We start from the raw sequence: 25929 nt of genomic DNA on the forward strand, positions 1-25929 counted from the left end.
AAACAGTACCGATATCAGTACCTATATAAAGAAGGGCGACTTAGTCGCCCTTTTGCTTTAACGCACTTTTATTTAAGTCTACCGAGGCAATTGCTATTTTCCGTTAGCAATTATCGGCTATGGCTCGTAAACTAAAATTATCTTGCGATGGTTAACCAACCTCGTACCTTGCTTTCTTATTCGCTATTGGGAGTGCTATTTGTCCAGTAAATTAACTACCATGAATCTGTATCTCGAACCCGCAGAAACACGCCGTTTGGCTTCACTGTGCGGTCCATTCGATGACAATATCAAGCAGATAGAACGTCGCGTTGGCGTTGAAATCGTCCGTAAGAACAATCATTTCCAGATCACCGGACTGCCACGCAATTGTTTAAGCGCCAACAACTTACTAAAAGAACTCTACATCGAGACCCAAACGGTTAAAGGCAGCACGCCCGATCTTGAGCCTGAGCAAGTCCATATCGCTATTCAAGCAGCCATTGCCCTAGAGCAAGCAGACGCTAACGACGACAGCGGTATTAATATCAAAACCCGCCGCGGTGTCATTAAGCCACGCAATCCGAATCAAAGCTTGTATGTGGCCAATATTACGCGTCACGATATTACCTTCGGTATTGGTCCTGCTGGAACGGGCAAAACCTACCTTGCCGTAGCAGCGGCAGTAGATGCGTTAGAGCGCCAAGAAGTGCGCCGCATTCTGCTGACTCGCCCTGCAGTTGAAGCGGGTGAAAAACTCGGTTTCTTACCCGGTGACTTAAGTCAAAAGGTCGACCCTTATCTACGCCCCCTCTACGATGCCCTGTTCGAAATGCTTGGCTTTGAAAAAGTGGAACGCTTAATCGAAAAAAACGTGATTGAAGTGGCGCCGCTTGCCTATATGCGCGGTCGTACCCTGAACGATGCCTTTATTATTCTCGATGAAAGCCAAAACACCACAATCGAGCAGATGAAGATGTTCCTAACCCGTATCGGTTTCAATTCCCGTGCGGTGATCACAGGCGACATCACTCAAACCGACTTACCTAAACATCAAAAGTCAGGGCTACGTCACGCGATTGAAGTGTTAAGCCAAGTCGAAGAAATCAGCTTTAATTTTTTTGTCTCCCAAGATGTAGTGCGCCATCCTGTGGTTGCCCGTATCGTTGAAGCCTATGAAGCCTTCGAGTTAAAAGAGCAAACCTTAAAAGCCAAAAAAGAAAGCCAGTACCAAAAGCAACAGCAGGAAGCCGCAACACATGAGTCTTGAGTTAGCCTTAGATATTCAACATGCCAGCACCAGTGAGTGGCTACCAACGGACGAACAATTCGCCCTTTGGGTCACTACCGCAATTGGCAATAGCATGGATGAAGCTGAATTAACCATACGTATCGTCGATAGCCGCGAGAGCCAAATGCTCAACAATACCTATCGCGGTAAAGACAAACCGACCAATGTACTGTCATTTCCCTTTGAAGCACCACCAGAAATTGAACTTCCTTTACTCGGAGATCTTGTCATTTGCGCGGCAGTCGTTGAAAATGAAGCCCGTGAACAACAAAAACCACTAGAAGCGCACTGGGCACACATGGTTGTACATGGTTGCTTGCATCTGCTAGGGTATGATCACATCGACGATGAAGAAGCCGAAGAGATGGAGTCATTAGAGACTCAACTCATTGAAAGCTTAGGTTTTACTGACCCATATAAGGAACAATAATTAGCTAAGATAATCCCTATCAAAAGCTAATGAGAAAACTATGAGTGACGATATCCCCCCTAGTACGAACGCCCACAAGAAAGGTTGGTTTGATAGAGTAAGTCAGCTATTTCAGGGCGAACCTCAAAATCGCGAAGATCTAGTCGATGTGATTGATGGTGCCGAGCAGCGCGATTTGATCACCCAAGACACCCGCGAGATGATAAAAGGTGTATTAGACGTTTCTGATATGCGTGTTCGGGATATCATGATCCCAAGAGCTCAAATTGTCGCCCTCCAGATAGACAACTCGGTCGAAGAGTTACTTGCGACTGTGATTGGTTCAGGTCACTCGCGCTTCCCCGTCGTTAACGAAGATAAAGACCATATCGAAGGCATATTGCTTGCCAAAGATTTGATCCCTTACGGTTTCTCCAACAGTGATGAGCCCTTCTCACTGGATCGCGTGATCCGTCCCGCCGTGGTTGTGCCCGAAAGCAAACGCGTCGATGTTCTGCTAAAAGAATTCCGCTCTCAACGCTACCATATGGCGATTGTGGTTGATGAGTACGGCGGCGTATCGGGACTCGTGACTATCGAAGATATTCTGGAAGAAATTGTCGGCGAGATTGAAGACGAATTCGACCACGATAGCACTGAAGAAACCGAAATCCGCAAAGTCGGTAACACGGTTTATATGGTTAAAGCCTTGACGCCAATCGAAGATTTCAACGAAGAATTCAACACTGAATTCAGCGATGAAGAGTTTGATACCGTCGGTGGCTTAGTCTCACACGCCTTTGGCCATCTGCCAGAACGTAACGAGAGCATCATCATTGAAGGCATAGAATTTAAAGTCATCAATGCTGACACTAGGCGTTTAATCCAACTCAGAGTTAAACTCCCCGATCCTAATACTGGCGAAGACGTAGAATAATCACTCGTGCTAAAAAAAATCCGGGCTTTTGCCCAACAACAGTCCCAACCTAGTGCTGTGAGACTCGTACTGGCATTTGCCCTTGGCGCCAGTACGGCGCTTTCATTTGCGCCTTATTCCATTTGGATAATCTATCCGTTTGCCATGGCGATTGCCCTCTGGCACAGCCGAACGCTGAGCGCTAAGGCAAGCTTTTACTATTGGTTAAGCTTTGGATTTGGCTGTTTTGCCGTAGGGATCAGCTGGGTTCACGTGAGTATGGATACCTTTGGTGGGATGCCGCTCATTGCCTCCGTTGGGTTAATGGCCTTGTTAGCCTTGTATTTAGCCTTATATCCCGCGCTAACTGGTTTAGCGCTGGTTTGGTTAACTAAAACGCTGAGCCATGATGGTGAAACTCGATTTGGTCTTTGGCGTAATCTCGCCCTATTCCCCGCGTTATGGACCTTGACCGAATGGGCTCGAGGCTGGGTAATGACAGGCTTCCCTTGGTTATGGGCGGGTTACTCGCAAACTCAAGGGCCGCTAAAACCCCTTGCCAGTATCATAGGCACACTGGGAATAAGTTTTGTATTGGCCATGCTCGCTGGTGCATTAGCGCTTTGTTTTACTAAGCGTTATAAGAGCTTACTGCTTTTACTGCCGCTCAGCATTCTGGCCGTGTGGGCTGCGCCTAAACTTTGGGACATTCATCCTACGGGTGAAAATGTTAAAGTGGCACTGGTACAAGGCAATATTCCCCAAAGCATGAAGTGGGAACCCGATGCCCTGTGGCCGACGCTGTTAAAATACATGGATTTATCCCGCGAACATCTGGATGCCGATATCATTATTTGGCCAGAAGCAGCAATTCCAGCGCCAGAATCTATGGTGCAGGACTTTTTAGATAACGCCAATAAAGTCGCCAATCTAAACCATACCTCAATTATCACAGGCATTATTAGCCATCAAAACAATGAGTTCTATAATTCATTGATTGTGCTCGGTAATCATAATCAGAAACAACAAGCAGGCCCTGACTATGAGGGCGATGGTAGCAATCAATTTAAGAAACACCATCTGTTGCCAATTGGCGAGTTTGTCCCCTTTGAAACGCTGCTGCGCCCGATAGCACCTTTCTTTAATTTGCCCATGTCGTCCTTTACACGAGGCGAATATCAACAGCCGAACCTCAGCGCCCTAGGCCATAAAATCGCGCCCGCGATTTGTTATGAAATAGCCTTTCCGGAACAGTTGCGCGACAACGTTAATCAAGGGACAGATATACTATTAACTGTCTCTAACGATGCATGGTTTGGTAGCTCAAATGGGCCATTACAGCATATGGAAATCGCTCAAATGCGCGCGGTTGAATTGGGTCGGCCTCTATTACGCTCAACCAACAATGGCGTGACAGCCATAGTCGATGAGCATGGCAATATCACAGCGTCATTACCACAGTTTGAAATAGGCGTGCTAAGTGCAACTATTCCATTAGTCACAGGACAAACTTGGTTTGCAAAATTAGGCCAAATGCCCCTACTGATACTCTGTGGTTTAATCGTTCTATTCGGTCTTGCCCGACGTTTTAAAGCGCAATAGGATTGAGGCCATGCATTACCAAGTCAATAAACAAGATGTGGCAGGTTTTACCTTAATTGAACTTGTCGTTGTGATTATTGTGCTTGGGATCTTGGCTGTGATCGCCGCGCCTAAATTTATCGGTTTAAGTAAAGAAGCGCGGGTACAAACCTTAAACCAAGTACAGGCCGGCGTTAAAACAGCCAATATGCTAGCTTACTCAAAAACCCAAATGCCTAGCCTACTGAGCCAAGCGGTAGCTGGGCGCGATGATATTATTGATATCGACCTCAATGGTGATGGCACGCCAGATACACGATTAAAATGGGGTTACCTCGATAATACTGATGTGGAAAAATGGATCACCTCAGATGATAAACTTATCATTCAATATCAAGGCATTGATATCACTTATATAGGTTACGATCTTAACAACAATTCCTTAGTGAATGATGACCAATGCTATTTCCGCTACACCCAAGCCAGCGATGCCAACACTGCGCCGCAATATGATATCAGCACCCAAGGTTGTTAGGCTGACACTCAGTTGACCTGTGTTATCCCGCAATTGTCTGCGAATACATTAGGCTGATTGCGCGTTCCACGTTAAGGTGAACGATTAGACGTGGCCTTATACCAATCACAGTGACTGTGTCTGCATAGCCAATATGATTGGTACCATTACCTCGTTCCTTAACCAAGGTACATAGTCAAGGCAACTCTATGGCACAGCTTCGCGTGCGCTACCAAACCCACGAATTTGGGGATCTCGACATTCATGTCAGAACCCTAAGAAATAACCAAGAATTTGAAGACCTAGATGGCGAAGCTGAAAAGCTCGGTATTTCCTCCGCAACTTGGCCATTATTTGGCATAGTTTGGCCGTCTAGCCAAGTGCTATCCCATCATATGGCCGATTATCAAATTGATAATAAACGCATTCTTGAAGTTGGCTGCGGTATAGGGCTGGCAAGTCTAGTGCTAAACCACAGACATGCCGACATCACAGCAACCGACTATCACCCTGAGTCGGAGAATTTCCTTAAACAGAATGTCGATTTAAATCATGGTCGTGCGATTCCGTTTGTTCGAACAGGGTGGGCAGATGCACAAACTAATTTAGGTTTATTTGACCTCATTATCGGCAGCGATCTCTTGTACGAACAAGAACATGCCGATCTCTTATCACAATTTATTGAGCAGCATGCTAAACCAATTTGTGATGTAGTCTTAGTCGATCCCGGTCGTGGTAATCATGCCAAATTCAGTAAACGTATGGTCACCTTAGGTTACGAACACACGCAACATAAACCCATTCACACTGAATTTTTATTAGCGCCCTTTGGCGGTCAAATCCTCAACTACTCTCGTACCAACAGTTGATACAGCCTAATTAATGCAAATATGAGCCATTTAGGTCTAATAGAACTCAAAAAAAAACGACGCTGAGGCGTCGTTTTAGCTGCATAACATCACCACCTTGATTAAGGCGTTAGCGGCTCGCGGGTAAATTCTTCATGGTCACATTCAGGACAGTCAGGGATGGGACTTGGAAATTCAATACTCATTTCATTACCACAGTTAGTGCACACCATGATGCCCTGATTCACAATATCACCACTCTTGTAGTAGCCTTGGTGCTTAAAATCTTGCGTTAACTCATGCCATTCTACTTGGCTGCGGTCGGTGATTTCACTGAGCCAATGCCAAAGCGTATTCTCTAAAGTAATCACGGTTGGGCTATGACTCAAACTATCCGCGTTCTGCTCACGGAGAAAACTCGTAATATCACGCTTTAAGAATTGTTCGACTAAAGCGAGTTCATCTTCCCCTGCCTGTTCTTTAAGACGTAAATACTCCTTACCTTGAGTGACAGAATTGAATAAGTTCTTTACAGTCATAGTGTTATCTTCTGAAAATTGAGATTTCACTTCGGTAATTAAGGCTTGATACAGTCCTAGTAACGCGTTACTTCTATCATTCATAACCAATACTCCTTCATACGAACCTTTTTAATGCATCGCTTCTAGTTTATTCTATGCAGATCTTACTCGCGCTGATATGGCGTTAGATCCAATAATAGGCGGCACTGCCGGAAATAGAGTGATGCAAGAGCAATATAATCCCTCAGAAATTGAAGCCTTAGTGCAAAAGCACTGGCATGACAACAAAACCTTCGAAGTCACTGAAGACGCAAACAAAGAAAAGTTTTATTGCCTTTCGATGTTTCCGTACCCTTCTGGCAGACTCCACATGGGACACGTACGCAACTATACCATAGGTGACGTAGTTGCACGCTTTCAACGTCTTCAAGGCAAAAACGTGCTCCAGCCTATTGGTTGGGACTCCTTTGGTTTACCCGCAGAAAATGCCGCGATTAACAACAAGACTGCGCCTGCGCCATGGACCTATGAAAACATAGAATACATGAAGAACCAGCTGAAATTGCTGGGTTTTGGTTACGATTGGAGCCGTGAAATCGCCACTTGTACCCCTGAATATTATCGCTGGGAACAATGGTTCTTCACTAAGTTGTACGAGAAGGGCCTAGTCTATAAAAAGACAGCTTCAGTCAACTGGTGTCCAAACGATGAAACCGTACTGGCGAACGAGCAAGTTCAAGACGGTTGCTGCTGGCGCTGTGATACCCCTGTGGAACAAAAAGAAATTCCACAGTGGTTTATTAAGATCACTGCCTATGCAGAAGAATTGTTAAACGATATCGATACCTTAGATGGCTGGCCTGAACAGGTTAAGACCATGCAGCGCAACTGGATTGGTCGCAGCGAAGGTGTAGAAATGACCTTCGGCGTCGCAGGTCACGATAAAACCTTCGATATCTATACCACACGTCCAGATACCTTAATGGGTGTGACCTATGTGGCGATTGCCGCAGGTCATCCATTAGCTGAAATCGCCGCGCAAACCAATCCTGAGCTTGCCGCCTTTATCGATGAGTGCAAAAACAGCACAACATCTGAAGCCGAACTCGCGACAATGGAAAAACGCGGTGTCGCTACAGGGCTTTTCGCCATTCATCCTATCACTGGTAAGCAAGTCCCGATTTGGGCAGCTAACTTTGTGTTGATGAACTATGGCACAGGCGCTGTGATGTCAGTTCCAGGCCACGACCAACGTGACTTTGAATTTGCAAAAAAATATGGTCTAGCAATTGAGGCTGTGATCAAGCCAGTTGATGGCGAAGTGGACATTAGCGAAGCCGCTTATACCGAAAAAGGCGTACTGTTTAACTCGGGTGAGTTCGACGGTTTAGACTTTGAAGCAGGCTTTAATGCCATCGCTAATAAGTTAGTTGCCGAAGGTAAAGGCAAGCGCCAAGTCAACTATCGTCTACGTGATTGGGGTGTTTCACGTCAGCGTTACTGGGGCGCACCTATTCCTATGGTGACCTTAGCCGACGGCACTGTGATCCCAACGCCTGCAGATCAACTGCCAGTATTACTGCCAGAAGATGTAGTAATGGACGGTATTCAAAGCCCAATCAAGGCCGATAAAGAATGGGCAAAAACCCAAGTTAATGGCCAAGATGCGCTGCGCGAAACCGATACCTTCGATACCTTTATGGAATCCTCTTGGTATTACGCCCGTTACTGCAGCCCGCATGCAGACGAAATGTTAGATCCCGCTAAAGCCAACTACTGGCTACCTGTGGATCAATACATTGGCGGTATCGAACACGCTTGTATGCATTTGTTATATTTCCGCTTCTTCCACAAGTTGCTGCGTGATGCAGGTCTGGTTAACTCTAACGAGCCAGCCAAACAATTGCTGACCCAAGGCATGGTGTTGGCTGATGCTTTCTACTACATCAACGAAAAAGGCGCCCGTGTATGGGTTTCGCCTTTAGATGTAGCGACCACAGAAAAAGACGACAAGGGCCGTATTACTAAGGCTATCGACAAAGACGGCAACGAGCTGGTTTATACCGGCATGTGCAAGATGTCTAAGTCGAAAAACAATGGTATCGATCCTCAAGTCATGGTCGAAAAATACGGCGCCGATACCGTTCGCCTATTTATGATGTTCGCCTCACCACCAGAATTAACTCTGGAATGGCAAGAATCTGGCGTTGAAGGCGCACACCGCTTCATTAAACGTCTGTGGAAGCTTGCAAACGAGCATGTGAACCAAGATAACAGCGAAGCCTTAGATGTCAGCAAGTTAACTGCCGATCAAAAAGCGCTGCGCCGTGAAGTCCACAAGACTATCGCCAAAGTAACCGACGATATCGGCCGTCGTCAAATGTTCAACACTGCGGTTGCCGCCGTGATGGAACTGATGAACCATCTGCAAAAAGCACCACAAACCACAGGTCAAGACAACGCCATTATTGGCGAAGCCTTATCCGCCATCGTACGTTTGCTGTACCCTATCATTCCGCATGTGAGCTTTAACCTGTGGAACGAGCTAGGTAATGCGAGCAACATCGAAGATAGCCAATGGCCAGTCGTTGATGAAGCTGCGCTAGTTGAAGACAGCAAGCTCATCGTTGTGCAAGTCAACGGTAAAGTTCGCGCAAAAATCACAGTAGCCGCCGACGCTGATAAAGAATCAGTAGAAGCCTTAGGCATGAGTGATGAACACGTGATCAAATACCTAGACGGCCTGACAGTAAGTAAAGTGATCTATGTGCCGGGCAAACTGCTCAGCATAGTGGCCAATTAACGGCTGCTAATAACTCGCTATACTCAAAGCCAATGAAGTTGCAGCATAGCTGCAACTTCAAGCCTGCAGGGTATACCACGAATAGGAAACCGCGAAATCTATGCTAATTAAACGCATATGCTTCGCAATCATGGCACTGGTCATTATGACCAGCGCTGGTTGCGGTTTTAAGCTTCAACGCAGTTATCAGATCCCTGATGCCCTCAACCATTTGAGTTTGAGCAGCGCGGATGAATACAGTGAACTCACCCGTTTGGTGCGTGAACGCCTGCGCTTGAACAATATCCAAGTTGTTGACGCCGCCGATGACGTTCCAGTATTAAGGCTAATCACCGACTCCCTTGAACGCTCGACCTTATCTTTGTACCCCACAGGTAACGTCGCCGAGTATGAGCTAATTTATTTAGTCGAATTTGCTGTGGCACTGCCGGGCAAAGAAGCGCAGCCTTTCAAGGTTGAAATTCGCCGCGACTACTTAGACGATCCACGTACCGCATTGGCAAAGAGCCGTGAAATGGAATTGCTGACGAAGGAAATGCGTATCCAAGCTGCCGATCGTATTCTGCAGGCAATGGCCAGTACTGAGGTGAATTAATGCGGGGCTATCATTAAATGAGAGTCTATCCAGACCAACTCTCCCGCCACCTTAACCAGTTATTTCCTTGTTATCTGATTTTTGGGGATGATCCTTGGTTGATTGAAACCACCAAAGATCAGATCCGCCAATTCGCCAAGCGTCAGGGATTCGATGAAAAAGTCCAACTCATTCAAGAGACGGGCTTTAATTGGAACGATCTGACTCAGGAATGGCAGGCCATGAGCCTGTTTTCCAGTAAACGCTTGATTGAGCTAACCCTTCCCCAAGCTAAGCCCGGTGCCGAAGGCTCAAGCACACTGCAAGCCCTATTGCAGACGCCCAATCCCGATATGCTGTTAATTATCGAAGGGCCAAAGCTCGCCACAGAGCAAACCAACAGTAAATGGTTTAAGACCTTAGATGCCCATGGCATGTATCTGCCCTGCGCCACGCCAGAGGGCGAGCAGTTTATGCGCTGGCTCGATGGCCGCATCAAGCACTTTAAGCTCAATCTACAGCCTGATGCCCGTGCTATGTTGCATTCTCTGTATGAAGGGAATTTACTGGCTGCCGATCAAGCCATGCAGTTGCTGCAACTCCTGAGCCCAGCAAAACCCGTCAGTGCCGACGAACTGGGCCACTATTTTGAAGATCAGTCGCGCTTCACCGTATTCCAACTCACGGATGCATTATTGAATAATAAACAGGATAGCGCGCAGCACATGCTGGCCCAACTCAATGGCGAAGGCACTGCCTTACCTATCCTGCTGTGGGCCTTGTTTAAAGAACTCGGTTTGTTATTCAATTTGAAATGCGAGCAAGCCCAAGGCGTTGCGCTCAGTGCACTCTGGGGTAAACATCGAATTTGGGATAAACGTAAACCACTGTATCAAGCGGCGCTGCAACGACTCAGCCTTGAACAACTCGAACATATGCTCGCCCTCGCCTCGAAACTTGAGCTCAACTTAAAGCAACAGGGGAAAGAGGATTGGACTGGTCTGAGCCACCTGTGTCTGTTATTTGATCCTAGAGCCCATCGGCATCTGGCACATATAGCCATAGACTAATCATAGGTTAACCAAAGGCTTGATATGCGTATTGGTATTTTAGGCGGCACCTTCGACCCGATACACTATGGTCATATCCGTCCGGCGATTGAAGTGAAACACGCATTAGCCTTGGATAAAATCCTGCTAATGCCGAACCATATTCCGCCCCATAAACAGCAGCCCAACTTAACCACGGCGCAGCGGCTTAACATGGTTGCCGATGTCTGCTCGCAGCTTGACGGCTTTGCACTGTGCGACATCGAAGCCAAACGCGACACGCCTTCCTACACAGTGGTCACCCTTGAGCAACTGAAAGCCTTACATCCTGAAGACGAGCTGTTTTTTATCATGGGGATGGACTCTTTCCTCCAATTAAAAAGCTGGTATGAGTGGCAACGCCTATTCGACTTTGCCCATCTCGTTGTCTGTCAGCGCCCGGGTTGGCAGCTCGATACAGAGCATCCTATGCAGCAGATATTGACGGCCCGCAGTCAAGCGCCACAAGGGACAGTGGAAGGTCGTACTAGCAGTCTCCATAAAAACTATGGGCAGATTTTCCCTGTGACAATTACGCCACAGGATATTTCCTCAACTCAAATCCGCGAACAACTGGCAAAAGGCGAAATGCCCACCGATTTACTTATGCCCGTCACGCTAGATTACATCAAAAATCAACGACTTTACTTACCTTAGCTCGAACCGTAAGCAGATATCGCCAACTCAACTGCCAATGACAATGTATTCCCAGCAGCAACACTGGTATACTACCGCGCTATTTAAAATTAATGAGGTACGCCAGCGTGCAGAGCGCGGAATTAAAACAGTTTGTTGTCGACAAGATCGACGACTTGAAAGCCAGAGACGTTGTTGTTCTGGATGTCAGCAAGCAATCTAACATCACTGACTACATGGTCATATGTTCAGGTACATCAAAGACTCACGTTAAAGCTATCGCCGAAAACCTTGTGGTTGAAGCGAAAAAAGCCGGTATTCCACCTTTAGGTGTTGAAGGCCGCGAAAGCAGCGAATGGGTTCTTGTGGACATGGGCGATGTGATCCTGCACGTTATGCAAGATCAAACCCGTGATTTCTACCAGCTTGAAAAGCTCTGGTCAGAAAAGCAAGACTGATGAAGTTACAGCTCATCGCAGTAGGAACACGGATGCCCGATTGGGTTACCCGTGGTTTCGAAGAATACCAGCGCCGTTTTCCCCGTGATATGGCGCTGGAGCTTATCGAAATACCCGCTGGAAAGCGGGGGAAAAATGCCGACATTGTCCGGATACTTCAAAAAGAAGGCGAACAAATGTTGGCGGCCATTCCCAAAGGCAATCATATTGTTAGCTTAGATCTCCCCGGCAAAAACTGGACGACCCCCGAGCTAGCAACCGCGCTGACTAAATGGCAACTCGATGGTCGCGACGTCAGTTTACTGATTGGTGGACCTGAAGGATTAGCGCCAGCTTGCAAAGAAGCGGCAAACCAAAGTTGGTGTCTTTCGGCATTAACCTTACCTCACCCACTCGTACGGGTGGTGGTTGCCGAAAGTTTGTACCGCGCGTGGAGCGTGAACACGAATCACCCCTACCATAGAGAATAGCGGGATCTTGATGTTAACGAGTGTCAACCACCCGTCATGGGATCAGCCGGAGATAGCATAAGTGTCGCCAAAAAAGCGGATAACAATGCATGATCACGCCGCCGAGGCGTCTCTTTTTAAGCGCAGGGCGCTTTTCACTTTTTTTTGCGTTTTCGCACTATTTTGCGTATTAGTCACCAACCTTTATCATTTACAGGTTGAATCCTATAAAGATTATGCAACTCGCTCAAATGATAATCGCATCCGTGTTGTTCCAATTGCCCCTAGTCGTGGTCTCATTTACGATCGCAACGGCATACTTTTAGCTGAAAATTTACCCTTTTATTCCCTCGATCTCGTGCCCGAAAAAATCAGTAACATGTCAGAGACCTTAGATGAACTCGGCAAGTTAATTGAGATCAGCGATGACGAGCGCGAAACCTTTACTGACGCCCTGAAATTTCATCGCCGTTTCAAACCGCTAACACTGAAAAACCAGCTCACCGAAGAACAAGTGGCCATTTTCAGTGTTAACCAACACAGATTTCCGGGTATTTCGGTCGAAGCGGGTCTTAAACGTAACTATCCCTACGGCGCGCAAATCACTCATGTGCTGGGCTATGTAGGCAAAATTAACACGCGAGATCGCGCCCAACTTGAACGCAGCGATCTGTGGAAAAACTATGCGGCGACCAAAGACATTGGTAAGCAAGGCATTGAAAAATTTTATGAATCTTTGCTGCATGGTAAACCCGGACACTTAGAAGAAGAAGTGAACAACCGCGGCCGCGCCATTCGCACCTTAAAAATTGTGCCGCCAGAGCCGGGGCAAGATATTTACCTCACCTTAGATCTCAAGCTGCAACAAAAAGCGGTGGAACTACTCACAGGTCTGCGTGGTTCTATTGTTGCCATCGATCCCCGTGACGGTGGAGTATTAGCTATGGTATCGAGCCCAAGCTATGATCCAAACCAGTTTGTACAAGGCATTAATAGCAAAGATTACAGTGCCTTACTCAATGATAAATCTCGCCCTTTGATCAACCGTGCGACTCAAGGTCAGTATGCTCCTGCGTCTACCATCAAGCCTCACCTCGCACTGTTAGGCCTTGATGAGAAAGCCATTAGCGAGAGTACCCGAGTGTGGGATCCCGGTTTTTGGCAAATTCCCGGTGTTGAACGTAAATACCGCGACTGGAAACGCTGGGGACATGGCTGGGTCAACGTTTATAGCGCGATTGTAGAATCCTGCGATACCTTTTTCTATGAGTTAGCCTATAAGGTCGGTGTCGATCATATCGCCCGCTTTATGGAACAATTTGGCTTTGGCCAAAATACAGGGATTGATATCTTTGAAGAATCGGCTGGCAACATGCCATCCAAGGAATGGAAACGCTTAAAGTACAATCAAGCTTGGTATATAGGCGACACTATTTCCGTGGGTATTGGCCAAGGTTATTGGACGGCAACGCCATTACAACTCGCTAATGCCGTTGGGATTATGGCCAACAAAGGCCGCCGTCTCCCGCCACATCTGCTGAGATCCATTAAAGACAATACTGCCAAAATTGACTCACCGATTAATGAGTTACCGCCAATTGAACTTAAAAATCCCCGTAACTGGAATATCATCAACGAAGCTATGCGCCAAACTGCAAATAAGTCACGCTTTACCGATGCCACTTACACTGCCGCAATGAAAACCGGTACTGCACAGGTCATCGGCGTGGCGGAAAATACTAAATACGATGCCAATAAAATTGCCGAACATTTCCGCGATAATGCCTTAGTTGTGGCCTATGCGCCCTTCGAGGATCCTAAAATTGTCCTCGCCGTCGTGATGGAAAACGCAGGTTGGGGCGGCGCAAATGCTGGCCCAGTCGCTCGAGCTATGCTCGATGAATATATGCTTAGAGATACTTGGAAACCCATACCATGAGTACCCATAGCCAATATCAAAACATCTGGCAACGCTTGCACATAGACTTGCCATTATTGCTCGGACTATTAGCTGTGATGGGCTTTGGCCTGTTTGTCATCTATTCTGCCAGCGGTGCAGATTTAGAAATGATGGAACGACAACTATTCCGTATGGTGTTGTCGCTAGGCATCATGTTTACCATGGCACAAATCAATCCTGAAGCGCTTAAACGTTGGGCATTACCCATTTATCTTGCGGGGGTTGTCTTGCTGCTTGGGGTACACTTTTTCGGTGAAATAAATAAAGGCGCGCAGCGCTGGTTGAACTTAGGCTTTATGGAGTTCCAACCCTCAGAGCTTATTAAACTCGCCTTCCCCATCACAATGGCTTGGTATATCAGTAAGTTCCCTCTTCCCCCCAAGAAACGTTACCTCGCTGGCGCAGGAGTGATTTTACTCGTACCAACCCTATTGATCGCTAAACAACCCGACTTAGGCACCTCAATTTTGGTGGCTGCATCGGGGATTTTCGTGCTGTTTTTATCGGGCATGAGCTGGATTATTGTTGGCAGCTTTATCGCAGCAGTACTCGCCTTCCTGCCTATCCTTTGGTATTTCTTGATGCACGATTACCAAAGAACGCGGGTATTAACCTTGCTCGATCCAGAGCAAGATCCCCTCGGCGCGGGTTATCACATTATCCAGTCGAAAATCGCCATCGGCTCAGGTGGGCTTTGGGGCAAAGGTTGGCTCGAAGGCACTCAATCACAGCTTGAGTTTATTCCCGAGCGCCATACCGATTTTATCTTTGCGGTGATCGGTGAAGAATTTGGCTTAATTGGCAGTATCTTACTGTTAATTATGTACCTTTACATCATAGGCCGTGGGTTAGTCATCGCCTCCCGCGCACAAACCAGTTTCGCTCGTCTACTGGCTGGCAGTATCACGCTGACGTTTTTCGTTTATGTTTTTGTGAATATTGGTATGGTTTCAGGTATCCTGCCCGTGGTAGGTGTACCACTGCCCCTTGTCAGTTATGGTGGAACCTCCATGCTGACATTGATGACAGGGTTTGGCATTCTTATGAGCATTCATACCCATAGACGTTTCGTAGATAGATAATTTTAGGGACTTTTTTATGCCTACTCTCCGAGCTTATTTGGCTCCACTCGGTTTACTGTGTTTAAGTTCATGCTTAGTCGCATGCACCACGGCAAATGAACCGACACCCGCGCAGGCACCCGCTTCAAGCACGCCAGTGGCTCCAGCAGTGGATAAAGTACTAGTACCCGCCACTCCCTCTGAACTCAAAGAAGAGTTTATCCAAGCTCAAGTAAAACAAGGTTTTACTCGGACAGAAGTGCTCGCTTTTCTCGACAAAGCAAAATACAACCAAGGGGTTATCGATGCGATGACCCGTCCATGGGAAGCAAAACCTTGGCATGTGTATTACCCGATTTTTTTAACAGAAAAACGTCTTGATGCAGGGCTCGCTTTTTGGAAAAAACACGAGAAAACCATTGCTAAAGCGGCGGCTAAGTACCAAGTCGACCCACAGATTATTGTCGCCATTATTGGAATTGAAACCTTCTACGGCCAGTTCACTGGTAATTACCCTGTGATTGATTCCCTCTATACCTTAGGTTTTCACTATCCGCCTCGCGCCACCTTTTTCCGCAAGGAATTTGGTGAGTTGATGAAATTAGTCAAAGAAGAACACTTAGATATCAATACCCTCAAAGGCTCCTATGCGGGTGCCATGGGTTATGGGCAGTTTATTCCCTCAAGTTACCGCCATTACGCCGTCGATTTCGATAACAGTGGTAACCGCGATTTATTGCAAAGCCCAGAGGATGCGATTGGCAGTGTCGCCAATTATTTCCATGAACACGGTTGGCAAGCCAATGCACCCGTTGCTTTGCCGCTGGTCAATAGCAGCCAAACAGCGCCAAAAGCGAAAGTATGGGCAGGCGAAAAGCTCAATTATAAAGTCGCCAATATTCTAACGCCAACCTTGTCCTTGGCTGATGCGAGGGACTTAGATGTCTCGCAAAAAGCCTTACTCATTAAACTGGAACAAGCCGATCACGATGATTACTGGCTTGGCTTAAACAATTTTTATGTAATCACTCGCTATAATCGCAGTCCTTTGTATTCAATGGCCGTTTATCAATTTAGCCAACAATTAAAGGAACAGCATGCCGCTAAAAAATAATCTTTTACAGCTTGTCGTTTTGGTTGCGAGCTTCACACTTGTTGCGTGTTCTTCGAGCCCAAACCAAGCTAGCTCCAGCACAAACAAAAAAAATATGGACCCCAACAAGGGGCGCTATTCGCTAAAGAATGACAAGCTGCCACTCAATCCACCCAATGTGGATCATGTGCCAAATGCCACGCCTAAGTACGAGCCCTATAGTCGCCGCGGTAACAAGCCCTATACTGTTTACGGCGAGTCTTACACTGTGATGAACACAGGCCAAGGTTTTAGTGAAACAGGCCGTGCCTCATGGTACGGTGAAAAATTTCATGGCTATGAGACATCCAATGGCGAACCCTATGACATGTATTCCATGTCAGGTGCCCATAAAACGCTACCACTGCCAAGTTATGCTCGGATCACTAACTTAGATAACAATAAGCAAGTGATCATTCGTATCAACGATCGCGGGCCATTCCACTCAGACCGTATTCTCGACGTCTCCTACGCCGCCGCCTATAAACTCGGCATGCTCGGCAAAGGAACCGCGCGGATCAAACTCGATGTGGTGTATGTCGGCAGTGTCGCGGCCACTAATTCGGCTATTGCCAGCGCGCAAGATACAGGTAATCATTACATTCAGTTAGTCGCATCGAAAGATAAAGCCAAACTCAATACCATGGCGAAAAATCTGGAGCGAAAATATCAGGTAAAGACCCGTGTACAAGCCGCAAACAATATGTTTAGACTACAGCTCGGCCCCATAGGCCAACCTGAATTAGCAGACAAACTGCTCAATAACGTCCAGCAAAATGGGTTTCCTGAGGGCTATATAGTCCATGAGTAATGACTGTTTGTTCGGACCAGAATTGATTTAAAAATAGAGATGAAGGAACCTTCACTAAAACCCACAGTCAGAAAGTGGTACACTGTTGGAGATCTTCTCGAATCCTTTCCATTTAATACAACCAAAAGACGTGCCAAGTTAATGATGAATTTTGTAAAAAGTCCCATTAAAACATTGCTGCTAATTTCCAGTGTGTCTCTCCCCGTTTATGCTGCGCAGCCTATTATTACACCTGATGCACCAGCAGTGGCCGCCAAGGCTTTCGTCTTGATGGATTATAATTCGGGTCAGATTATCGCTGAGAGTAACGCTTATGAAAGCCTTAACCCAGCCAGCCTAACTAAAATGATGACCAGCTATGTCATAGGTCAAGAAATCAAAGCGGGCAATGTCTCGGTCGATGATGATGTGACTATCAGTAAAAATGCCTGGTCTAAAAACTTCTCTGACTCATCGAAGATGTTCATTGAAGTTGGAACTACCGTTAAAGTCGGGGATTTAAACCGCGGTATCATCATCCAATCGGGTAACGATGCGTGTGTGGCTATGGCAGAGCATATCGCTGGCACCGAAGGCGCCTTCGTTGACATGATGAACTCATGGACAAAACAGCTGGGTATGCGTGATAGCTACTTCGAAAACTCCCATGGATTAGACTCAGAAAACCACAAAACAACCGCCTATGATATGGCATTGTTAGGTGCAGCCTTAATCCGCGACGTTCCAGAAGAATACCGCATCTATAGCGAAAAATTTTATACCTTCAACGGTATCAAACAATATAACCGTAATGGTTTGTTGTGGGATAACAGCATGAGCGTGGACGGTATCAAGACAGGCCACACCTCTGGTGCAGGTTACAACTTAGTCGCATCTGCAACCAAAGACGGCATGCGTTTGATTTCTGTGGTTCTGGGTACTCAAAGTGAATCAGCCCGTAAAGCTGAAAGTAAAAAGTTACTGACCTATGGCTTCCGTTTCTTTGAAACTGTCACGCCTTACAAAGCGGGTGATAGCTTCACAACCCAACAGATATGGTACGGTGATAAGAGCACAGTTGATTTAGGCGTCGCAACTGATACACCTATTACAATCAGCCGTGGCCGCGGTAAAGACTTGAAAGCAAACTTCGAGTTGACTAAGCCATTAGATGCACCGTTGAAAAAAGGTGAAACTGTAGGCCGTCTATTCTTCCAACTTGATGGTAAAGACATTGCCCAATTCCCACTGGTGACGTTGCAAGAAGTCAACGAAGGTAGCTGGTTTAGTAAATTAGTCGATTACTTTAAGCAGATGTTTTCTGGATGGTTTAGCTAAGCTAAGTCCCATAAATAAAGCCACCTTAGGGTGGCTTTATTTTTTTGGGGAGTGCATCGCCCTTGAATCGGGTATAATCGCCACCATATATATCCCAATATAGCCGCTAAGAGTACTGAGTATGTTAGACACTAAATTTGATGAACTGATGGATTTCCCTTGCGCATTTCCTTTTAAGGTCGTCGGTGAAGCCCACGAAACGCTAACTGACAAAGTCGTGGCTGTGGTACAAAAACATGCACCGGGTGATTATTCACCTTCGACAAAAACGTCGAGCAAAGGTAGCTATCACTCCATTACTATCCGCGTGACAGTGACAAGCAAAGACCATATCGAAATTTTGTACACTGAACTTGCCGCTATCGAAGGCGTACGCCGCGTACTATAAATATTCCTCAAGGCCATGAAATGTGATCTGTCTTACATTTATGGTCAAGAGGCGTATAATAGCGCCACTCAATTCTAAGGGGAGAGGTTGCCCTTGCAAGACACGACTTTGCACATTCGGCATCTTGGAAAACAAGATTACGAATCAGTGTGGCATGCCATGCAGCACTACACTGACACGCGTAATAGTGAGAGCCCAGATGAGCTGTGGATAGTAGAACACCCACCCGTGTTTACCCAAGGCCAAGCTGGTAAAAGCGAGCATATTTTGAATGCTGGCGATATTCCTGTGATCCAAGTGGACCGTGGTGGCCAAGTCACTTACCACGGCCCTGGACAACTAGTGGTATATCCTCTTCTCGACATAAAACGTAGTAAAGTCGGCGTGCGTCAACTCGTTACTCATATAGAGCAAAGCATTGTCGATATGCTCGCCAAGTACGACATTAACGCTTATGCCAAGGCCGATGCGCCGGGCGTATATGTGGATGAACGTAAAATTGCCTCCCTCGGATTACGCATCCGTAAAGGCTGTTCATTCCATGGATTAGCCCTTAATGTCGATATGGATTTAGCACCATTTCGCCGCATCAACCCTTGTGGTTATGCCGGTCTTGAAATGGTGCAATGCAAAGCACTTGGCGGACCACAAACCGTGATTGAAGCGGGCGAGCAACTTACTATTACTTTTAGCCAATTACTGGGCTATCAACACCTAGTTCATCATCAAGGATTAGCAGCGTCATGAATAGGCCTGAACGTTTACAACCCGGAGTAAAACTAAGAGATGCCGATAAAGTGTCTCGTATTCCGGTCAAAATCGTCCCATCAGAGCGCGACACTATGTTGCGTAAACCCGATTGGTTACGGGTTAAACTGCCGGCATCGAATCAACGCATTTTAGACATCAAGCAAGCGCTGCGTAAAAATGGCCTGCACTCGGTCTGTGAAGAAGCCTCTTGCCCTAACCTCGCGGAATGCTTCAACCACGGCACAGCAACCTTTATGATTTTGGGTGCGATTTGTACTCGTCGTTGCCCATTCTGCGACGTGGCCCATGGTCGTCCGCTTAAGCCTGATGCTGAAGAGCCAGTTAAATTGGCGCAAACTATCCGCGATATGAAGCTGAAATATGTGGTGATTACCTCTGTAGATCGTGACGATTTACGTGATGGTGGCGCCCAGCATTTTGCCGATTGTATCCGTGAGATCCGCAAGCTTAATCCGGACATCAAGATCGAAACCTTAGTGCCTGATTTCCGTGGTCGTATCGATGCTGCCTTAGATATTTTATCGACTGAGCCGCCTGATGTGTTTAACCACAACTTAGAAACGGCGCCCATGCATTATCGTAAAGCGCGCCCAGGTGCGAATTACCAATGGTCGCTCGATCTGCTAAAACGTTTTAAAGAACGTCATCCAAATGTGCCCACTAAATCAGGCCTGATGATGGGGCTGGGTGAAACCAACGAAGAGATCGCTCAAGTACTGCGTGATCTGCGAGAACATAAAGTTGAAATGCTGACCTTAGGCCAATACCTACAGCCGTCTAAGTTCCATTTGCCGGTTGAACGTTATGTGCCACCAGCCGAGTTTGATGAGCTTAAAGCCTTAGCCGATGAGTTAGGTTTTACCCATGCAGCCTGTGGCCCATTAGTGCGCTCAAGCTACCATGCGGACCTGCAAGCCCAAGGTAAAGAAGTGAAATAACCTTCTTGCTTAGATGCGGATAACCTTGATGCAAACTTCAGATGATGCTGAGTTTTAGTGATATAGAGTTCAGGGTTATTAAAATAGAAAAACAGCGCTTAGGCGCTGTTTTTTATTGGCTGTTTTTATGACTGTTATTTATGACTGTTGTTTATGAAGAGTGGTTCGTATAGCTGTCGTTATACGACATGAACGCTAATGCTCGACTCATTCTTGGGTTATCGCTAAATCCATCAAGATAGCATCTTCTTTACCGCCCTCTATCGGGTAGTAACCTTTGCGACGTCCCGATTCAATAAAGCCAGCCTGTTGATATAAAGCACGGGCGCCGAGATTAGACTCTCGCACTTCTAACATAAGCACCACAGCGCCCGATACCTTGGCCGATGCCATCACAGCCTTAAGTAATAACTTACCGTAACCTTTGCCCTGCTGACTCGGTAATAGGCAAATATCCAATAAAGTCACTTCATCGATAATTTGCTGAACTATCGCAAACCCTAAGAGTCCTTCGACGTGATCAGTATCTGAATCCGAAACGACGTCAATATTTGCCTCAGTATTTGCATCTCCATCTAAGTGAGCACTCAGCTTTAAACCTAGGACACGATACAAGTGACCAAAACAATCGGCAAGATTCCCCTCGCTCATGGGATGGCTATGGGCCAAGGATTCAAGCTGCGCCATTTGGGGAACATCTTCAAGCGTGAGAGCCACAAGCTCAACAGGCAAACCTGCTGTCAATTGTGCTGCGAATGGTGTTGTGAATAGACTATCTACTGGTGGGATGTTCAACGCCGGTATTCCAAAGTATTGGTTATTAATGTGTTTACGTGTAGGGCTTAAGACTTGCTTGGCGCTTGGCCGCTAACTTGGTCGCGCCATTGGTAAATCTGCTGCCAGAGCGCGCTTTTAGCCTGCCAACCCACCAATAAATCAGCCAACGGCTCAGACACTAACCATGCGGTACGTGGCCTGACTTTGTGACGTCGCAGATCCCAAACGATCTGTTTACCCGTATGGGGCTCACAGTCAAAATCACATTCGTCCCGCTTTATGTCGATAAGCGTTAGCACAGCGTCAATAAGCGGCTCTGCTTCTGGTAACTCACCATTTTCATCCCAAATCACTAAATAAGGTTTCACCTTAGTGTCGCGCACTCGCCAAGTTGTCACATTCATGGCGGTTAAATAGGCTGATTTATTCATTAGGGTCAGTTTTATTCAATTAAAGTATCGACTCACAATATGCCGCTAGAATAGCAGTTCTGCCATGGCATTGTTACTACAGCACGGCGAAAGGAGATGATATCTGGCTTTATCGCTTACGAGATTTAACACTCGAAAGTTCAATCGAATTTATAGATTTACAAAATCTAATTTACTCATTTTACATTTAATATCAGAAGATTAGACTAAACACACTCAGTAAGACAATAGAAGGAAAACGCCATGATTAACATAGGTATCAATCAAGCTCACAGAGAAGAAATCGCCGCAGGGCTAAACCAACTATTGGCCGACAGCTACAGTCTTTATCTTAAGACCCATAGCTTTCACTGGAACGTTACTGGACCCATGTTCACTAGCTTACACTTGCTATTTGAACAGCAATATACCGAGCTTGCCCTTGCGGTCGACCTTATCGCAGAGCGTGTACGTGCATTAGGCGCCAGAGCACTCGGCTCATATTCAGCCTATGCCGCGCTGACCGAGATAAAAGAAGATCAAGGTGTCACTCAAGCCGAAACCATGATCCGCGAACTGTTAAGCGATCAGGAGCTAGTGATCCGCAATGCCAGAGCCTTGTATCCGCTGGTGAACCAAGCGAATGATGAGGCGACTGCAGACTTGCTCACCCAGCGCATCCAACTGCATGAGAAAAATGCCTGGATGTTACGCAGCTTACTCGCAGAATAATCGCTAAATAGATTGTTGATCTAACCAAAGCAAAAAAGTCGCCAAGTAAACACTTGGCGACTTTTGCCTTTAAAGCTTGATACACAGAATAGATTAGAGGTACTTAATCCAAGCCTGAGTGCTGTGTTTTTTATACTCGCTAAACCGCTTAACGGGATAATACAATGCGATAGCTAAAACGCCCGCGATAAACCAAACCCATCCTATATTGTTCACGCCAAAGTACTCACCATGGTTTGCGCCAAAGATGAATTTCGCTAAAGTATACAGCAGTAACAGCACGTACAAATGCAAGATATAGAAGAACATAGGCACTGAGCCAAACACAGACAACCCATGGCCGACTCGTGCTAATCTCCCATCCACTTTCCCACTTGATGCAAAATACCGCTCAAAGGCCACTAAGCAAAAGAACATGCCGCCTAAGGTCACCAGTAAAAAGCTTAATGATGGCGGGTATTTCGTTAAGTTAAATGCCGACATCAAGGTTTCCCCCAAATGTGCCCCCGACTGCCAAGGCAAGGTTTCGCCATAAAGGTTAAACCCACGTAGCACCGCAAAAAGTACCCAACAGCTGATCCCTAAAAACAACAGCTTTTGCTGGCGAGCCGATGCATCAAGATGGCTTCCATTCGGTTTATTACTAAAAAGTGGCCCTGCAACATAACCCAGTAAAATCACCCCAATCCAAGGCAGCACGGGATAACTCACCTTAACCCTAAGCGCACCTTCGCTGACGAGATAACCGCGGTCGTGCAATATGGTCCACAGACCGTAAGCCCACTCATTGGGCTGAAAACCAATTGGCGTCAACAGATTATGGCCAAAAACAATCGCAAATCCTAAAAGGGCCATCCAAGGTCTAGGCAGGTTTATCATCGCAGCGAGCGCTAACATACTCAGGCCAATCACCCAAATCACCTGTAACCAGAGGGTGTAATAGCTGACCATCCAAGAGAGGTTAGAGACGTTAATCACTAAAATTTCCAGCGCGATTAAAAACAGCCCGCGTTTAATCAAAAACATACGTGCTGAACGTGGCTCGCCATGGCTACGATTGGCATAAAGCCATGCAGAAACCCCAGTTAAAAACACAAAGACTGGCGCACAAAAATGGGCGGCAAAGCGACTCACAAAAAGCCCCCAAGAGGTCGAACTCAAATCCATAGGATCGCTCACCTGCATGTGAAAGAAAAACCGCTCCCGCACATGGTCGAGTAACATGATAAGCATCACGGCGCCGCGCATCATATCGATACTATTGATCCGGGTGCGGCCAATAGAACGACCCAGTTCTTGCTCGGCAAAACCTGAAGATAACGCTGGGTTAGCACTGATATTAGAATTCATAGCTGACACTCACTTTAATGCTACGTGGTTCACCCGGCACGGCCCAAAGAGCGGAATAGCTACTCGCGATATAATGTTCATCCAGTAAGTTATCCAGATTCACTCCAAGGCTTAAGTTGTCGCTTAAGTGGGTGTTCATAAACAACCCAAGTAACTGATAAGAAGGCAATTGAAAACTCGGATCGGCAGAATCGCCGAGGCGCGAATCCACATAACGCCAGCTAAGCCCTAGATGACCATCAATAGAAAGCCTATTCAAATCCTGTTTCAGAATCACGCTCGCGGTATGCTTTGGCACATTCACCAGTGGACTGCCTGCAGGAATGAGCACGCCCCAATCAGGATTCAAGCTGTCATTGGCGGTACGGGTATTAAGATAGGCATAGGATAATTTTGCTTGTAAATCCTCCGTCAGTTCGGCGGCTAAATCGAGTTCAACCCCGCTACTTTTAGCTTTACCTAAGGTGGCAGAAAAACCAACATTGATAGGATCTGAGGTCAAGATATTGCTCTTTTGGGCATCGAACACGGCTAAACTACCGTTTATAGGAAGATCGTTTAACCAAGTACCATTAAACTTCATCCCCAGTTCAACCGACTGACTCTCTTCCGCTTCGAATGGCTTACCCGCAAAGTCAGTTCCAGAAAGCGGTAAAAAGCCTTCAGAATAAGAGCTATAGAAACTTAAGGCATCGGACCATAAATACACCAGACCCACCTTGGGGCTGACTCGACTATCGGTTTGCTCTGACAGAGTATCTTTCGCGACTTCACTGATATCTTGCTGATAACTATCGAACCTTAGCCCAAGGTGCAACTTCCACTTTTCAGTTAAATCCATTTGATCTTGCAGATAGGTCCCCCACGCCTTTTGAGTCTCGTTATTCTCATACAACAAACTCACCTCTGGCTGAGGCCCACCGTATTGAGGGGTATAGATATCGATGGCGTATTCACCTTTTTTGCCCCGATAACGATACAGTCCCGTCTTCAAATTGTAGTGATAGGCATCGGCACCAAGCAGCAAGTTATGACGAATAAAACCCGTATCCACATGACCACTTAACTCTAGACGCAGTGAATTATCCTCAGAGGCGTAGTCACGATATCTGTGCTGCCTAGTCAGCGTGCGACCATCATCAAATAGCGATTGCCGCCCCTTTGCTAACTCGGCATCAGACGAATACCCCTTCAAGCTAGAGTCTCGGTAGTTATAGCCAGCAGTTAATGACCAATCATCATTTAATTCATAGTCATAGGTCAGCTGATGCCCTGTGGCATTCACCTCCGTTGCGCCATCATTAGGCTCACCTAAATAGCGCGAGCGGGGAACGGTATTAATATCGTTATTGAGCACAATAATGCCGCGATCGAATAGCTGTTCCTGCTTGAGGTATTCCATTTCATACAGCAAGGAAGCTTTTTCGGAAATCTGCCAACGCACAGACGGCGTAACGATTTTTTTATCGCTAAACACATAATCACGAAAACTATCGTGTTCCTGCCAAGCGCCATTAATCCGAAATGCCAAATTATCGGTTAAACTTGAGGTTACATCACCTTCTAACCGATATTGGTCGAAACTCCCAGCCGATGCTTTTAAATAACCACTGGTTTGATACTGAGGTTTCTTAGTCACAATATTGACTGTGCCACCGGGTTCCGAGCGGCCATAAAGTGCCGAACCTGGGCCTTTTAAAATCTCGACATAGGCAACGTTTGATAAATCTCTATGACCACTAAAACCTCGGCCACCATTAAAGCCATTGATTAAATACCCCGATGGCATGTTTTCGTTGCCCGGAAAGCCTCGTAGGGAAAAACTATCCCATAAGCCGCCGCCATTATTTTGCCGCGCCACACTGGCAGAATAGTCCAGTACATCTTGAAACCGCGTCAGCCCCGCATCTTTTATCAATTGCTCGTCTAACACACTGATCGCTTGGGGAAGTTCAGTTGAGGACACATTGCCACGATAGGCTTGGCGATAGTGGATACTTAAACGTTCAATATCAGTGTCAAGCACTGCGTCACTCACAGTATCAATAGCTTGTGAACTCGATTGGCTGCTTTCTGCGGCCAACAACATTGAAATAGGATTGAGCACAAACAAAGCGCCCAGCAACAGCGCAGTGCGCTTAGGGGCATAAAAAGAAGTCATTTTCACTCCGAAAATAAACAGCATGGGCGCCTTAGCTAAGCCAAGGCGCTCAAA

Annotated in this window: 26 protein-coding genes; 21 read left to right on the plus strand and 5 right to left on the minus strand. The window is 46.6% G+C overall.

Features of this window, described 5'->3' with window-relative positions; genetic code table 11:
* Positions 1-199 precede the first annotated feature (199 nt).
* The 6 genes from L5M28_RS01350 to L5M28_RS01375 all read left to right on the plus strand — a co-directional run bounded on the left by L5M28_RS01350 (position 200) and on the right by L5M28_RS01375 (position 5559).
* A complete protein-coding gene (locus L5M28_RS01350) occupies positions 200-1249 on the plus strand; it encodes a PhoH family protein (protein ID WP_028761469.1) in 1050 nt (349 codons plus the stop codon).
* Positions 1239-1700, plus strand: a complete 462-nt coding sequence (gene ybeY, locus L5M28_RS01355; protein ID WP_105251690.1) for an rRNA maturation RNase YbeY — start codon at positions 1239-1241, stop codon at positions 1698-1700. Before L5M28_RS01350 ends, ybeY begins: the two co-directional genes overlap by 11 nt.
* 40 nt (positions 1701-1740) lie before the next feature.
* Positions 1741-2616 carry a CNNM family magnesium/cobalt transport protein CorC gene (gene corC, locus L5M28_RS01360; RefSeq protein WP_006082742.1) on the plus strand — a complete coding sequence of 292 codons (876 nt, stop codon included), beginning with the start codon at positions 1741-1743 and terminating at the stop codon, positions 2614-2616.
* A gap of 6 nt (positions 2617-2622) precedes the next feature.
* Positions 2623-4197, plus strand: coding sequence for an apolipoprotein N-acyltransferase (lnt, locus tag L5M28_RS01365; RefSeq protein ID WP_263202198.1), 1575 nt, complete (start codon positions 2623-2625; stop codon positions 4195-4197).
* 10 nt (positions 4198-4207) lie between these two features.
* Positions 4208-4711 carry a type II secretion system protein gene (locus L5M28_RS01370; protein ID WP_263202200.1) on the plus strand — a complete coding sequence of 168 codons (504 nt, stop codon included), beginning with the start codon at positions 4208-4210 and terminating at the stop codon, positions 4709-4711.
* A 188-nt stretch (positions 4712-4899) separates the two neighbouring features.
* A complete protein-coding gene (locus L5M28_RS01375; RefSeq protein WP_263166991.1) occupies positions 4900-5559 on the plus strand; it encodes a class I SAM-dependent methyltransferase in 660 nt (219 codons plus the stop codon).
* 101 nt (positions 5560-5660) lie between these two features.
* On the opposite strand, the gene L5M28_RS01380 is transcribed toward L5M28_RS01375, so the two are convergent.
* Positions 5661-6161, minus strand: a complete 501-nt coding sequence (locus L5M28_RS01380) for a zinc ribbon-containing protein (RefSeq protein WP_173497496.1) — start codon at positions 6159-6161, stop codon at positions 5661-5663.
* Between the two features lie 121 nt (positions 6162-6282).
* On the opposite strand from L5M28_RS01380, the gene leuS reads away from it, so the two are divergent.
* The 14 genes from leuS (at position 6283) to lipA (ending at position 20445) form a co-directional block, all read left to right on the plus strand.
* A complete protein-coding gene (gene leuS / locus L5M28_RS01385; protein WP_263202300.1) occupies positions 6283-8862 on the plus strand; it encodes a leucine--tRNA ligase in 2580 nt (859 codons plus the stop codon).
* Positions 8863-8962: 100 nt separating this feature from the next.
* The gene (lptE, locus tag L5M28_RS01390; RefSeq protein ID WP_115334065.1) at positions 8963-9457 is read left to right on the plus strand and encodes an LPS assembly lipoprotein LptE; all 495 of its coding nucleotides are present in this window, start codon (positions 8963-8965) and stop codon (positions 9455-9457) included.
* Positions 9458-9474: 17 nt separating this feature from the next.
* Positions 9475-10506: a DNA polymerase III subunit delta gene (gene holA / locus L5M28_RS01395; RefSeq protein WP_028761477.1), complete on the plus strand. Its 1032-nt coding sequence runs from the start codon at positions 9475-9477 to the stop codon at positions 10504-10506.
* 24 nt (positions 10507-10530) lie between these two features.
* Positions 10531-11181, plus strand: a complete 651-nt coding sequence (gene nadD / locus L5M28_RS01400; RefSeq protein ID WP_263195659.1) for a nicotinate-nucleotide adenylyltransferase — start codon at positions 10531-10533, stop codon at positions 11179-11181.
* 107 nt (positions 11182-11288) lie between these two features.
* The gene (rsfS, locus tag L5M28_RS01405; RefSeq protein WP_006082751.1) at positions 11289-11618 is read left to right on the plus strand and encodes a ribosome silencing factor; all 330 of its coding nucleotides are present in this window, start codon (positions 11289-11291) and stop codon (positions 11616-11618) included.
* Positions 11618-12088 carry a 23S rRNA (pseudouridine(1915)-N(3))-methyltransferase RlmH gene (gene rlmH / locus L5M28_RS01410; RefSeq protein ID WP_006082752.1) on the plus strand — a complete coding sequence of 157 codons (471 nt, stop codon included), beginning with the start codon at positions 11618-11620 and terminating at the stop codon, positions 12086-12088. The genes rsfS and rlmH overlap by 1 nt, the downstream gene beginning before the upstream one ends.
* Positions 12089-12149: 61 nt before the next feature.
* On the plus strand, positions 12150-14006 hold the full coding sequence (mrdA, locus tag L5M28_RS01415) for a penicillin-binding protein 2 (protein ID WP_263185626.1): 1857 nt from the start codon (positions 12150-12152) through the stop codon (positions 14004-14006).
* Positions 14003-15109, plus strand: coding sequence for a rod shape-determining protein RodA (rodA, locus tag L5M28_RS01420; protein WP_028761480.1), 1107 nt, complete (start codon positions 14003-14005; stop codon positions 15107-15109). The genes mrdA and rodA overlap by 4 nt, the downstream gene beginning before the upstream one ends.
* Positions 15110-15125: 16 nt before the next feature.
* Positions 15126-16202 carry a lytic murein transglycosylase B gene (gene mltB / locus L5M28_RS01425; protein WP_263202203.1) on the plus strand — a complete coding sequence of 359 codons (1077 nt, stop codon included), beginning with the start codon at positions 15126-15128 and terminating at the stop codon, positions 16200-16202.
* Positions 16186-17031 (plus strand): septal ring lytic transglycosylase RlpA family protein, encoded by an 846-nt coding sequence (locus tag L5M28_RS01430; RefSeq protein WP_263202205.1) that lies wholly within the window; start codon positions 16186-16188, stop codon positions 17029-17031. The genes mltB and L5M28_RS01430 overlap by 17 nt, the downstream gene beginning before the upstream one ends.
* 141 nt (positions 17032-17172) lie before the next feature.
* Entirely contained in the window at positions 17173-18348 is a 1176-nt protein-coding gene (locus L5M28_RS01435) for a serine hydrolase (RefSeq protein ID WP_028761483.1), read from the plus strand.
* A gap of 121 nt (positions 18349-18469) precedes the next feature.
* Positions 18470-18736: a DUF493 family protein YbeD gene (gene ybeD, locus L5M28_RS01440; RefSeq protein ID WP_006082758.1), complete on the plus strand. Its 267-nt coding sequence runs from the start codon at positions 18470-18472 to the stop codon at positions 18734-18736.
* A gap of 93 nt (positions 18737-18829) precedes the next feature.
* Entirely contained in the window at positions 18830-19483 is a 654-nt protein-coding gene (lipB, locus tag L5M28_RS01445) for a lipoyl(octanoyl) transferase LipB (protein ID WP_028761484.1), read from the plus strand.
* Entirely contained in the window at positions 19480-20445 is a 966-nt protein-coding gene (gene lipA / locus L5M28_RS01450) for a lipoyl synthase (protein ID WP_028761485.1), read from the plus strand. Before lipB ends, lipA begins: the two co-directional genes overlap by 4 nt.
* A 207-nt stretch (positions 20446-20652) precedes the next feature.
* Here lipA and L5M28_RS01455 read toward each other — a convergent pair whose 3' ends face one another.
* Entirely contained in the window at positions 20653-21240 is a 588-nt protein-coding gene (locus tag L5M28_RS01455; protein ID WP_411569164.1) for a GNAT family N-acetyltransferase, read from the minus strand.
* 47 nt (positions 21241-21287) lie between these two features.
* Positions 21288-21653: a hypothetical protein gene (locus L5M28_RS01460; RefSeq protein WP_028761487.1), complete on the minus strand. Its 366-nt coding sequence runs from the start codon at positions 21651-21653 to the stop codon at positions 21288-21290.
* Positions 21654-21896: 243 nt separating this feature from the next.
* On the opposite strand from L5M28_RS01460, the gene dpsA reads away from it, so the two are divergent.
* Entirely contained in the window at positions 21897-22364 is a 468-nt protein-coding gene (gene dpsA, locus L5M28_RS01465; RefSeq protein WP_028761488.1) for a DNA starvation/stationary phase protection protein DpsA, read from the plus strand.
* Between the two features lie 93 nt (positions 22365-22457).
* Here the strand turns inward: dpsA and L5M28_RS01470 are convergent, their stop codons facing one another.
* Together L5M28_RS01470 and L5M28_RS01475 are read right to left on the minus strand one after the other, a co-directional pair.
* Entirely contained in the window at positions 22458-23714 is a 1257-nt protein-coding gene (locus tag L5M28_RS01470) for a DUF1624 domain-containing protein (protein WP_263202207.1), read from the minus strand.
* Positions 23704-25875 carry a TonB-dependent siderophore receptor gene (locus L5M28_RS01475; RefSeq protein WP_263202208.1) on the minus strand — a complete coding sequence of 724 codons (2172 nt, stop codon included), beginning with the start codon at positions 25873-25875 and terminating at the stop codon, positions 23704-23706. Before L5M28_RS01475 ends, L5M28_RS01470 begins: the two co-directional genes overlap by 11 nt.
* Positions 25876-25929 lie beyond the last annotated feature (54 nt).

The sequence above is a fragment of the Shewanella sp. SW32 genome, assembly GCF_025653365.1.
GTDB lineage: Bacteria > Pseudomonadota > Gammaproteobacteria > Enterobacterales > Shewanellaceae > Shewanella > Shewanella oncorhynchi.